Source organism: Pseudomonas sp. KH_046_1 (assembly GCF_057839025.1).
Map to the genome: position 1 here is coordinate 3461865 of NZ_CM174481.1, position 12681 is coordinate 3474545.

General features: G+C 55.3%; 10 protein-coding genes and 1 tRNA gene. 6 read left to right on the forward strand and 5 right to left on the reverse strand.

The features are described 5' to 3' along the window. Positions 1-387, reverse strand: a complete 387-nt coding sequence (locus AC3IT9_RS15920) for a c-type cytochrome (protein WP_489270335.1) — start codon at positions 385-387, stop codon at positions 1-3. 264 nt (positions 388-651) lie between these two features. Here AC3IT9_RS15920 and AC3IT9_RS15925 point away from each other — a divergent pair, with 264 nt between their 5' ends. Then, entirely contained in the window at positions 652-2277 is a 1626-nt protein-coding gene (locus AC3IT9_RS15925; protein WP_489270336.1) for an NADP-dependent glyceraldehyde-3-phosphate dehydrogenase, read from the forward strand. A 68-nt stretch (positions 2278-2345) separates the two neighbouring features. Here AC3IT9_RS15925 and AC3IT9_RS15930 read toward each other — a convergent pair whose 3' ends face one another. After that, the gene (locus tag AC3IT9_RS15930) at positions 2346-3239 is read right to left on the reverse strand and encodes a DMT family transporter (RefSeq protein WP_489270337.1); all 894 of its coding nucleotides are present in this window, start codon (positions 3237-3239) and stop codon (positions 2346-2348) included. Positions 3240-3375: 136 nt separating this feature from the next. Here AC3IT9_RS15930 and AC3IT9_RS15935 point away from each other — a divergent pair, with 136 nt between their 5' ends. Together AC3IT9_RS15935 and AC3IT9_RS15940 are read left to right on the forward strand one after the other, a co-directional pair. Then, positions 3376-3813, forward strand: coding sequence for an Lrp/AsnC family transcriptional regulator (locus tag AC3IT9_RS15935; RefSeq protein WP_046038550.1), 438 nt, complete (start codon positions 3376-3378; stop codon positions 3811-3813). Positions 3814-3869: 56 nt separating this feature from the next. Continuing rightward, positions 3870-4199 carry a YceK/YidQ family lipoprotein gene (locus tag AC3IT9_RS15940; protein WP_150723587.1) on the forward strand — a complete coding sequence of 110 codons (330 nt, stop codon included), beginning with the start codon at positions 3870-3872 and terminating at the stop codon, positions 4197-4199. Positions 4200-4262: 63 nt separating this feature from the next. On the opposite strand, the gene AC3IT9_RS15945 is transcribed toward AC3IT9_RS15940, so the two are convergent. Continuing rightward, a complete protein-coding gene (locus AC3IT9_RS15945; RefSeq protein WP_057714309.1) occupies positions 4263-4934 on the reverse strand; it encodes a Bax inhibitor-1/YccA family protein in 672 nt (223 codons plus the stop codon). 123 nt (positions 4935-5057) lie between these two features. Here AC3IT9_RS15945 and AC3IT9_RS15950 point away from each other — a divergent pair. The 3 genes from AC3IT9_RS15950 to AC3IT9_RS15960 all read left to right on the forward strand — a co-directional run bounded on the left by AC3IT9_RS15950 (position 5058) and on the right by AC3IT9_RS15960 (position 6547). Then, positions 5058-5145, forward strand: a tRNA-Ser gene (locus tag AC3IT9_RS15950). Positions 5146-5353: 208 nt separating this feature from the next. Continuing rightward, on the forward strand, positions 5354-5563 hold the full coding sequence (locus tag AC3IT9_RS15955) for a hypothetical protein (RefSeq protein WP_489270338.1): 210 nt from the start codon (positions 5354-5356) through the stop codon (positions 5561-5563). Between the two features lie 426 nt (positions 5564-5989). Then, positions 5990-6547: a phage tail protein gene (locus tag AC3IT9_RS15960; protein ID WP_489270339.1), complete on the forward strand. Its 558-nt coding sequence runs from the start codon at positions 5990-5992 to the stop codon at positions 6545-6547. A 221-nt stretch (positions 6548-6768) separates the two neighbouring features. Here AC3IT9_RS15960 and AC3IT9_RS15965 read toward each other — a convergent pair whose 3' ends face one another. Then, positions 6769-10818: a helix-turn-helix domain-containing protein gene (locus AC3IT9_RS15965; RefSeq protein ID WP_489270340.1), complete on the reverse strand. Its 4050-nt coding sequence runs from the start codon at positions 10816-10818 to the stop codon at positions 6769-6771. A 930-nt stretch (positions 10819-11748) separates the two neighbouring features. After that, positions 11749-12543 (reverse strand): DNA adenine methylase, encoded by a 795-nt coding sequence (locus AC3IT9_RS15970; protein ID WP_489270341.1) that lies wholly within the window; start codon positions 12541-12543, stop codon positions 11749-11751. Between the last annotated feature and the right edge of the window lie 138 nt (positions 12544-12681).

The window sequence follows — 12681 nt, forward strand, 5'->3', positions numbered from 1 at the left end:
TCATTGGATGGGCTGGCCGGACATAAAGGCAATCAGCGCCAGGAACTGTTCTTGCGAACACTGCATGCACATACCCATCGGCGGCATGCCGTTGTAACCGTTGATCGCGTGGTCGAGCAGCGTGTCGGCGCCCTGCAATACCCGTGGTTGCCAGGCCTTGATGTCGCCGGTCAGCGGCGCCCCGGCCGCCGGGTTGGCGTGGCACAGCTTGCAGCTGTTGTCGTAGACCTGCGCCAGCTCGGCGTCGGCGGGCCTCGCGGCGCCTGCTTCGCTGCGAGTCGGCGGGTTGTTCGGCTCCTCGCCGCAGCCTGCAAGCAACGCCGCAAAGACGCACCCCACCAAGGCCAAACAAAGGCTAGGCTTTTCAGTTAATCGGCTTGCCCGCATGGCTGTTCTCTCATTGGCTGCCCGGCCAGTCGGGCACAGCCTTTTTTGTTGTGATCAAGGAGAGTCAACATTAAGGCACCCCGCGCGGGCGGGTTGAGGGCATTGGGGGCCAACAAGGGGAGCTTCTGAGGCCATGACGCAAGGCCCGATAAGTCCCCGAACACCACGCTGTGCGGAAAAACGCTGAGATGAGTCATGACAAGCGTTGCTGAGGTCTGCTAAAACGATTCATCAGTGCATCAGCCAATCCAGAGGGGTAGCGACATGACCACAGCCAATATTCTCCAGAACCTGTTCCCAAGCCCCGCCGACATCCCGGAAAAGTACCGCCTCGACGGCCAGACCGAGCAGCGTGAGTACCTGGTCGATGGCGAACTGAGAACCTGGAACGGGCCGCTGGCCCAGGTCCGCAGCCCGGTGTACGTGGCAGGCCCGAATGGCGATGAGCAGGTGATCCTCGGCAGCACGCCGCTGCTGGATGCCGACACCGCCTTGACCGCCCTCGACGCCGCAGTCCGCGCCTACGACCGTGGCCAGGGCCTGTGGCCGACCATGCGCGTGGCCGAACGCATCCAGCACGTCGAAACCTTCCTCGGGCGCATGCGCGAGCAGCGCGACGCCGTGGTCAAGTTGCTGATGTGGGAAATCGGCAAGAACCTCAAGGACTCGGAAAAGGAGTTCGACCGCACCTGCGACTACATCGTCGACACCATCAACGCGCTGAAGGAACTCGACCGCCGCTCCAGCCGTTTCGAACTGGAACAGGACACCCTCGGCCAGATCCGTCGCGTGCCGATGGGTGTGGCCCTGTGCATGGGGCCTTACAACTATCCGTTGAACGAAACCTTCACCACGCTGATCCCGGCGCTGATCATGGGCAACACCGTGGTGTTCAAGCCGGCCAAGCTCGGCGTGCTGCTGATTCGCCCGCTGCTGGAGGCCTTCCGCGACAGTTTCCCGACCGGGGTGATCAACGTCATCTACGGCAGTGGTCGCGAGACCGTCAGTGCGCTGATGGCCAGCGGCAAGATCGACATCTTTGCCTTCATTGGCACCAACAAGGCTGCCAGTGACCTGAAAAAACTCCATCCGAGACCCCACCGCTTGCGCGCGGCGCTGGGCCTGGATGCGAAGAACCCGGGCATCGTCCTGCCGGAAGTGGATCTGGACAATGCGGTCAGTGAAGCGGTAACCGGTTCGCTGTCGTTCAATGGCCAGCGCTGCACCGCCCTGAAAATCCTGTTTGTCCACGAAGACGTGGTCGAGTCCTTCATCGACAAATTCAATGCCAGGCTCGCCAACCTCAAACCCGGCATGCCCTGGGAAAGTGGCGTAGCCCTGACACCGCTGCCGGAATCGGGCAAGGTCGACTATCTGCATGCACTGGTGGCGGACGCCGAGAGCAAAGGCGCCAAGGTGGTCAACCCCAACGGCGGCGAGGCTCGTGCGTCGTTCTTCTACCCGGCGGTGCTGTACCCGGTCACGCCACAGATGCGGGTTTATCAGGAAGAACAATTCGGCCCGGTCATCCCCATCGTGCCGTACCGTCATCTGGATACCGTGATCGACTACGTGCTGGAGTCGGACTTCGGCCAGCAATTGAGCATCTTCGGCACCAACCCGGTGGCGGTCGGCCGACTGGTGGACACCTTCGCCAACCAGGTCGGGCGCATCAACCTCAATGCCCAGTGCCAACGCGGCCCGGACACCTACCCCTTCAATGGTCGCAAGAACTCGGCCGAAGGCACCTTGTCGGTACATGACGCACTGCGGGTGTTTTCGATCCGCACCCTGGTGGCCACCAAGTTCCAGGAGACCAACAAGGACCTGATCAGCGAGATCATCAGCGGCCGCAGTTCGAGCTTCCTGACCACCGACTATATCTTCTGAGTCATTGGACAGTCAGGCCATTACCGCCGACGAACATCGCCGGAACATCTGACGCCTCTGGGTGACGCTCAGGGCGTCACCGTGCGCCGGAACTTCAGTGACCAACCTTGTTGCATGCCGGCAGCGGCCAGCAGAATTGCCGCGACACCGATCCATTGCAGCGGCTCCAGACGATGGCCGAAAGCAAACCAGTCGACGAAAATCGCCGCAATCGGGTAGATGAAAGACAGTGCGCCCGTCAGCGCAGTCGGCAGTTTTTGTATCGCACCGTACAGCAACACGTACATCACGCCGGTGTGCACCATGCCCAGCGTCACCAGGCTGGCCCACGCGCTCGGCGCCTGCGGCAATACGGAAAGATTCGCGAATGGCGCGAGCAACAACACGCCAGTGCTGACCTGGATCAGCGCGATCAGGTGCGGTGGCGTGCCCGTCAAACGCTTGATGATCAGCGCGGCAATCGCATAGAGAAACGCCGCACCCAAAGCCAAGGCAATGCCCATCAGGTAATCGCTGCCGCTCTCGCCCTCGCCGCCATGGGCGCTGACAATCGCCAGCATCCCGAGAAACGAAACGCCCAGCCAGGTCAGTTTCTGCGCGGTGATCTTTTCGTTGAGAAACAACGCCGCCAGCCCGACCAGCATGAACGGCTGGACGTTATAGACAGCGGTGCCGATGGCAATCGATGCCCGGGAATAGGACGCGAACAACAGCACCCAGTTGCCGACAATCGCCACACCGCTGAGCACCGCCAGCAGGAACGTGGTGCGGGTCAGAATGCCGGGGCGCAGAAAGCCGAAGGCCGCGCAAATCAGCAGTAAGGTGCCGGCACCGAACAGGCAGCGCCAGAACACCACGTCCAGCACCGGTTGCCCGGACACCAGCACGAACCAGCCGATGGTTCCGGAGATCAGCATGGCGGCCGTCATTTCGAACGAACCGCGGCGTAGGGTTTTGTCCATCATCAGACTCCTGTGTTTGTGGTCAAAGTATGCCAATGCACCCAGGGGCTACTCCAGAGCAAAAAGCAGGCTAAACTCTGGATCTGCCTTTTTTATAAAGGCTGTTTTGAAAAAACGCCTAACAGAGGGTTTCGCCATGACCGATGACATCGACCAGCTGCTGATCACGGCGCTGATGGAAGACTCGCGACGCTCGCTCAAGGCCCTGGCGCAAATCAGCGGCCTGTCCTCACCCAGTGTTGCCGAGCGTCTGCGTCGCCTGGAAGAGCGTGGCGTGCTCAAGGGCTACACCGTTGAAATCGACCCGAAATGCTTTGGCTATCAACTCCAGGCCATCGTGCGTATTCGTCCGCTGCCGGGGCAATTGCAGGAAGTGGAACGGCAAATCATGGCCATTCCCGAATTCACCGAGTGCGACAAGGTGACCGGCGACGACTGTTTCATTGCGCGCCTGCATGTGCGTTCGATGGAACAACTGGACACCCTGCTCGACCGCCTCAACACCCACGCTGAAACCAATACGGCGATCGTCAAGAAAACCCCGGTCAAGCGCCGGTTGCCGCCCATGGCGTGAGTGATATTTGTTTCAGCCTGAAGTAGATTGACGGTTTCCGGCGAAGGATTGACGGCATGAAAACTCAGGCAATGCTACTCGTGGCAATGATGCTGGCGGGTTGCGGCACGATTCAGACGGTTGTGCGCAGTGACGAAGTGGCCGCAAAAAGCCTCAAGGAACAAAAGAGTTATTGCGGCGCGGTACCGCGAATCTACAGCGGCGTGACCTACGATTTCTGCTACCTGAACGCGCCCCTCGAGGACGGTCGGGATGCGCAGGTACATGGCCCAGCCCCCGCTATCGTGCTGCTCGACGTGGTCGTGTCCGGGGCGATGGACACACTGCTGCTGCCCTACACCATCTACCGCCAGCAAGCCGATGGCAGCATCGTCATTGCAGAGTAATCCTGGATTTGTGCACGTAATAAAAAACCCGCCTAGGCGGGTTTTTCAGTTCAAGGCCGAGGATCAGTCATCGCGGCTCATGATGCCGAACAGCTGCAACAGGCTGACGAACAGGTTGTAGATCGATACATACAGGCTGATGGTGGCCATGATGTAGTTACGCTCGCCGCCATGAATGATGGCGCTGGTCTGGAACAGGATGCAGACCGAGGAGAACAGCACGAAACCTGCGCTGATCGCCAGTTGCAGGCCGCTGATCTGGAAGAACAGGCTCGCCAGCGTTGCACCCAGCAGCACGAAGAAACCTGCCGTGATGAAACCGCCGAGGAAGCTCATGTCCTTGCGGGTAATCAGCACATACGCCGACAGACCGCCGAACACCAGCGCCGTCATCGCGAACGCCGAACTGACCACTTCTGCGCCGCCCTGCATACCCAGGTAACGGTTGAGGATCGGACCCAGCAGGAAACCCATGAAACCGGTCAGGGCAAATGCCGACACCAGGCCCCAGGCCGAATCACGGAGTTTGTTGGTGAGGAAGAAAAGACCGTAGAAGCCGATCAGCACCACGAAAATGTTCGGGTAGCCAACATGCATCTGCTGGGCAACGTAGGCTGTCACACCGCTGAAAGCCAGGGTCAGGGCGAGCAAGCCGTATGTGTTGCGCAGGACGCGGCTAACCTCTAGCTGCTCAGCCTGCACGCTGTTATTAACTGCGTAATCCTGTTCGCGCATGGCGACACTCCTGTTGGTTTGAAACGTTCAGTCGCAAAGATCATAACAGACGCTCTGTAACAAGCTATGCAGAGAGTTTGACAGTGTGTTTCATTCAGGTATTATGGCGCCCGCAACGCAAACGGAGGTGTGGCCGAGTGGTTTAAGGCAACGGTCTTGAAAACCGTCGACTGTAACAGGTCCATGAGTTCGAATCCCATCGCCTCCGCCATCTTTATACGAAAAAGCCCTGATTTTTCAGGGCTTTTTCGTTTCTGGGATTTGGCGAAAATCTGACCACACCCAAAGCGTTACAAAACTTTTCGGGTGGCGTTACAAAACTATCCCGTTTTCACTGCCTTCCCGCCCCCTGCCAACCCCCTCGATCACCGTCCGAGAAATCCTGCTGCTACGCTGAAACCTTCACGGAGGATTCACAAATGCCAAACTCAGACCTGCTCCCTTCCCTGCTATTCAAGATCAATGAAAACCAACTCGCCCTTGAGGCTGCCATCCTGGAGCTTTCGAACTGGGTGGAGATGCGCGGATCGGCCGACGTCGCTGACAATGTCCGCGGCGCCCTGGACACGATCGATCGCAATGAGGAGTTCATCAAGATGACACTCGCGGTGCTCATGACACCTGAATGATTTCCCGTCTCCAGCTCTGATCCCCGACGTCATATCTGCTGAGCAAGACCTGTCGCGAGCCGAGTGAAGCGGGCCCAATGATGGATTGGACGCAGCACTTCCCCAACACTCCGGCCAGTTTGGCTAATTCGCTGTAAATTATTGATTTTGTAGCAATTTTTAAGCGACGTGTCATTTCTGCCTGTTATGAACACTGCCACTTCTATGCTTGAGTTTTTCTCGGCTATGCTTCATTTATTTCAATATTCACTTGCACCTTTCGGACTAGTCAAAAAATGATGATGAGGAGAATTGTTACCTCCACAAGTATCAAGGAGCTACCTCTTCACTGGGATCGATATATTTCTTATGTACTGTGCGGCGAACCATTGTACGTAGTAGTGGAGGAAACGTTCGCTTCAATAATAAAACTAGGAGAAGTGAAAAGTGGACATTGAAAATTTGAACCCTGCGCTAGTTTCCGCCTCGCTACCACTAGCAACTATAATCCCTTACTCTGGAAATATTAATGAGCCAAGCCGAAGAGCTCTGGCTAGAGCAGGCTGGCTTGTGTGCGACGGAGGCACAATCAGTCGGATAGCGTATAAAGAACTCTACACTGTTATTGGCGACATACATGGTAGAGGTGATGCATTAACCACATTCAATTTACCTGATTATCGTGGAAGATTTCTTCGCGGAGTAGATATCGGTGCTGGGCGTGATCCAGATGCTGGGTTAAGGATTGCTTGTGCCAGCGGAGGCCTTACTGGAGATGCAGTCGGATCTGTTCAAGCAGACTCCTTTGCCTCTCACTCTCATTCAACTGTCCAAATGATAGGGGATGCAAACATTGATGGCGTCGATAGCACTACCGTTCGTAGTGGAGATCATCATAATGAGGGAAGACAAACAAGTACTGTTGGTGGAAGTGAGACACGTCCAATCAACGCCTATGTATTTTGGCTAATATTAGCCGGAGCCCCAGCAGCAACAGACGCTTAACTTTAGTGCGAGCCTCAGATTATATTGGGCTATTGCAGCCCAATATAATTTTGTAGATAGGGATTCGACCCCCTTCTCGTGGGTTCATGGACCGCTCTAAGCCATTAAAATGGGCATTTTCGGATCGAACCTGAGGCGCAATGCGGCCCATAGCGGCCCTGAGTTTTCCCTAATTTTGCCCTAATTTTGCCCTAAATCTTTTCCGCATCCGTACGCCTGGTTTAGTCATCTTCATCCTCTAAAGCTTCCTTTGACTTTCGTTGGCGCGCTATTGCATCGCGCGCGCCCCGAAGTAGTGCGTCATACAGTTCAAATGCGGGCTCAACACGACTGAGCGACTCAAGCATCCTCACGCAGTGCTGTTCTTGCCGGACATCCTCTGGGAACGGCTCACCAGGCACCCCTCCTCGAACACCAGAATATACTGACGCCTGGATTGATGAGCGAATAGCGTCTAGCGCTTCCTCGCCAATGAGTTCCGCCGCGTTGAGGATGTCACGGATAAACTTGGGGTGATCATAGATAAAGGTCGGCTGACTTTCCCGCAGTATTCTGGCTACGAGTGTGGCATGTGTCTGCGAGCCCGATGACATCCACGCAAGGAGTAGATCAAGCAGTAGCTCGTCATAGTCACCGCAAAGGCCAGCAATTGCGCCGCCAAAACGCACCACCTCCCGAGTATCTGCCGATTCGTTGAGCACCCAGTCAAGTAGCTCTCTTATCAGACGTGGCCCCGCTTCGATACTCATGAGCCTAAGGCAGTTTTCGTTGCGCTCTTTGCTTAGAGGCTCATAAGACCAATCGTTTCGACGTGTCGCCTCAATAATGCGTGCCTTGACCAGAGCAACGACAGCAGAAGGATCCTCTTTGATTGACGATGCGAGGAAGGACTGAACCCAGTAGTCATCAAGTGCCTTTATCACTACAAGCTTACCCAAAAGCTCGCCTCGTCTGCTATCGATGTCGACTTTCGGAATGGGTGTCCCGCCGGCGATCAACATGAACATGTCGTGAGTCGCCGCGGTATTCACTTCAAAATTTGCCGAGCAAATGAGCTCGACTGCCAGAGCTGGATTTTTAGCAGCCACCTGGCGCGCCAGATTAGACGCGGCGAACAGTACGTTCGCATCATTAGACTCAAAGATGCGCCTGAACAGGGCAACCTCTTGTGGAGTGTATGACCGTGACGGTTCAAACCTGGCGTATGCCTCAGCGAGTTGAGCCAATACTTCAGTGGAGCCTTCCGAGCGACCTACATAATCCATCACTAACTCTGAGCACCCCGCTTCAACAGCCACACTCAGAGCCTTGCCTACATTTGGGGCGAGATGACCGACTAGGCCCTCGTTGTTTCTGCGAAGCAATTCGGCGGCAAGACCTGGTACGGAACTGAGTAGATGATTCACGAGCAGGAAGGGAGAGCCGTAGCCATAGGGGGCTACACTCTTAATGTCCTGCAAACAGTCATTCAACTCATCAATCAACCCCCCAGCATCAGGGAACGCAGCCATCAATTCGGTCGTCAGGACTATGCGGTCGCTCTCATGCTCTTCACGGTTAAGCGATTGGCTGAGTCTCCAAGTTTCCGTACCCCAGCCGTCGATAAGCGCCCGCAAGAGTCGAGTCCTCAAGTCTCGGTTTAACAAAGCCATGATGGCGCGCGCATCGCCAGATGTCTCAGGCCCACCGTAAAACGCATGCCAGGAGATGGACTGCGCGAGTCGAACCAACACTGTGGGCGGCAAATATACCTCTCGCAGTACGACTTGAAGTTCCTGCAGGAGGCTCTGATGCTCTCGGTTCCATTCTCGGTCAGTAGAGTCGCCGTGCATCGGACCGCGCAAGGCTAGAGCTATCGTCTGAGCTGCGAGAAACGCTCTTCGAGGTGGGCCTTCCCGCAAATACTTGAGCAGTGCTTTCGTTACCTCATCCCTAACGATTTTTGCCGCCTTCAGGGAAAGCTGGTGACGGGTAATAGTTAAGGTCGAGCGAGAGTAACTCGTCGACTCAATCTCAGTGCCCAGCGCTCCCTCAAGGATGGTGAAAGGTGTGTGAACCGAACTAAGCGAAACAGGCCTTTCCAGGAGCGAAAATGCAAAGCGAATAACTTCGCGCACGTACTCGACCGGCTTGTTCAATTCAAACGTAGCCAATTCCTTGAGGATGCGGATGCCGTGACTCGGCTGCTGATTCAGCGCACGGACATCGCTGCGGCCTGCGGTCCAAAGTAGGGAACATGCTTCTTGGAGGTGATCGTACGTATATGCTGCATTACGCACCATGTTGCACACAGCCGAGCTTTCACCATGCTTTTCGGTGATCAGACGTTTCGCGAAGTCCAGTGCAAACCTGGGCTGGTAGTAGGCAACCGCTTCGACTGCTTCTACATGTGGGTTGTTGTATTTCGTGCCCCAACATAACTTGGGGCTGAGACTGGTCAATAACGCGCTGTCGTCAGTCTTTCCTTCGCGTAAGCGCCAGTCCAGCCGGCCAAGATTAACAAACAAGTTTTTCAGGTGGTCGGCATCTGCGAGATCGAAGACCGATGTAACGAGCTCGTTCGCCTTGCGATCCGCATCAAGATAGTTCGAACGAATGATTTCATCTGCCAACAGATCTGGAGCAAGCCGCGAGCGGACCCCGCGCTTGAATAAAACGCCTGCTTCCCCTAACAACCGCATCAGCCGACTGGCGTCTGGTGCCTCAATCCCTTCGACCGTTGACAAGATATTAAGGAGACCCGGGTCGTCCGGAATTATGGGCTGAAGTAGCGCAATGACCCGCAGCACACCCCTGAGCTTCGAAACATCCTGTCCCGAAACCAAGGTGACCGCGATAACGTCCTGTAGACTGGCCAACACATAGGTTTGAAACTCTTCTGAATTACCCAGCAACGTCATTGAAACATCATCACGCGCGACCAACTGCGCCGCCAAAACTGTGACCAACGGCGTCGTGAACGTGGCACGGGCGATTTCGGCAGCGGCCGCCAGAGGACCATTGCACTCGGCGAGAACCGATTCAGCTAATGCTTGCGCTTCATTTCGCGTCTGCTGATGCAAATCGACAAATTTAACCAACGATCCCGAGAGGCTTACATCAGCTGCTTGAAGGCGAAGTCTTTCCTTTCCATAGGGACGAAGTGATAGAAGCAACCGCGTTCTATTTTCCGGCACAGCCGCGTATCTAAGGAGGATGCCGAGATCTTCGCGTTCGTGAGCATCATCGACCACAAGTAGCGTCACCCCACCGAGGCTGTCGCGCAGTTTGTCCAGATGGTGAGCCTTGACGTCTTCAGTCGGTGACACAAATCGAACCAGCAGGGTGGTGCTCTCAGTTATTTGCTTGGTGACTTCGCGAAGAACACGACTCTTTCCAAACCCTGGCGCCCCGACAAGGCAGGTTAGGAGCACCGACTCATCCTTCACATAGCCCACAACCTGCGAAACCTCTGCGTCACGACCAACAAGTGTCCAAGAGTGGTTGAAGAAGCGGTCGGAAACTAGGAACGGCTTGAAGAAGGTCTCTGCGGTTTGGATCGGTCCAGGTTCATCAACTCCTAATAAATCTAGTCGCTGACCGCTGAAGTAACGGTCGACCAGATCCTGGCGGTCGGACATCGCGAGATCATGAAACTTTCGGGTGATGTCCTCTCGATCCCACAACTCCCAGTCAACATGCACAGTCATTGCATCGCGCGCCCTTGGGCTCGCGACGCTGGACAGCAATAGTACCTTGAGATCCGCGACGTAAGTCTGCTCAGCCACGGCGGTGTGGACCTTTTGGGCGCCAAATTCATTAACTCGCTTGCATTGAAATGAATAGGTCCCGAATGAGCCAGTAGCGACGATGTCGATACCATGTTGCTTATGGCCTGTGCCCCCATAACGATGGACTTTTCCACCAATGGGACGGTATAGGCGGTCCAAAAGGGCCGCGCAGAAGCTTTCAAATGTGTCCGGATGCAGAGCAGAGAGCGGCAGCGGACGGTCGTATGATGTGGCCGTTTCGATGCGAAGATCTGCTTTCACTGTCTTATATCCCGCGGCGACTAGGAGTTCGTTTTCCTTAGCTCCAACTAGCCTCTCCAACGAGGGAATGTCACTCGATCGTGGGCGGGCAACCCCTTTCTCCCAGCGACTCACTGATTGCTGGGTTTTCCCGAGAGCTGTGGCCAGTTCTTGCTGCTTAGGGAAACCCGCCGCTATGCGGAGCCGAGCCAGCAGTTCGCCGAATTCTGCGTAGGGTATCGATTTAGGAGCCGCTTTCATTTTTTTGTACCTATTCATGTACACACAAAAAAGTGTACCACAAAAAAACATCAGTAGCGCACCATCGATACACGCGGGTCATAGAGCGATGCGTTACGTAGAGCCGCAGGAATTACCAGATGCCATTAATGGTGCTTTTGACGTCCGGCTAATACACTGCAGCTCGTCGCCTTAGACTCGCATAGCGAGCGACTTTCCTTCCCAATTCGCGAGGCAATGGTTGGACCCAGCCATGCACAAGGAGCGCTCCGAGTAGATGGTCTTGCTCTAGAGTGAGCCGCCCGAGGCGTTCGAGTGGCTCAAGATCGACCGGGCCATTGGCAATGTTCGGAACCAAGGTCCAGATTTGATACGGCTGGCGGAGGACGCGTCCGAGGGCAATTAACTGTTTTAAGTCGCCACCGGTATTTTCACTTTTCTTCGAGCGCAGACTGCCCCCCGATCCGGATGTTTTCCACCCTTTGCTAATGCGTTATTTCGTTAATTCGTTAATTCGCTAATTCGCTAATTCGCTAATTCGCTAATTCACCACTGAAGCAATATGGTTTCAATATCATTTCAACTTACAACGCCTCGAATCACTTCTATCAAATTCCATAGAATCTATTGCTCCTATACACCCCATAACCCTATGGCAACGTCTGTATACCCCCAGCCCTATGGCAAAGCCTGTATATACATCCTTAGCCCTAGGACATAGTCTGCAGGATGATAAAAGTCAGCACTCTTGACGAACCACACAAATTAAAACTAAGGTGCCATCCACCTAACTATACAAGTAAGGCACCACGGCGAACTCAATACGCTGCTCCTCTAATCACCTCGAGAAAGTCAATGAAATTCATTAGCTCCGCACGCCTGTGCCTAATTCTTGCAATTGAGTTTGTTCGACTGCTTCAGCTTCTCGCAAAAAAAATTCCATGGTGAAAACTAAAACAACCCTCCCAACGCAGAAGGTCGCCAGTTCATGATCACTAGTTCACCGCTCACCTCGGCTTTCCCCTGCCGCTGATTGGTGTTGCTGTAGCGAATATCCAGCGTCTCGAAATGAAAGCCTTCGAACACCCGCCGGATGTCTGGGTGGTCGTTGATACTGACCATCACCCTACCCTTACAGCGACGCATGAAATCGGCCATACGCTCGTAGTTATCAAATGGAAAGTCCACCCCATACCCTGCGGTCTGCCAGTACGGCGGGTCCATGTAGTGAAAGGTATGGGCACGGTCGTAACGTTCGGCGCAGTCTAGCCAAGGCAGATTTTCGACGTAGGTGCCGGACAGGCGTTGCCAGGCGGCCGAAAGGTTTTCCTCGATCCGCAGCAGGTTAATCGATGGAGTTGTGGTGGCGGTCCCGAAGGTCTGCCCAGAGACCTTGCCGGCGAAGGCATGGTGCTGCAGGTAGAAAAATCGGGCGGCGCGCTGGATGTCGGTGAGAGTCTCGACGCGGGTCATCTTCTGCCACTCGAACACTTGCCGCGAGCTGAGCGCCCATTTGAACTGACGCACAAACTCTTCGAGGTGGTTTTGCACCACACGGTACAACGTCACTAGGTCGCCGTTGATGTCGTTGAGGACTTCCACCGGTGCCGCCTGGGGTCGCATGAAGTACAGCGCGGCGCCGCCGGCAAAGACTTCGACGTAGCATTCGTGAGGAGGAAACAGCGGGATGAGGCGATCGGCAAGGCGGCGTTTGCCGCCCATCCAAGGGATGATGGGTGAAGACATAGATAGCAAGACCTTTACTGTATAAATAAACAGGTGCTAGGCTCGCTGTGCTTTGTGCACAGAGCAGGAGCCTTGGCGGGACTTGCAGGGACAATCTGCGGGGACGGTGGCCAGGCTGGATGTTGACGCATCCAGCCT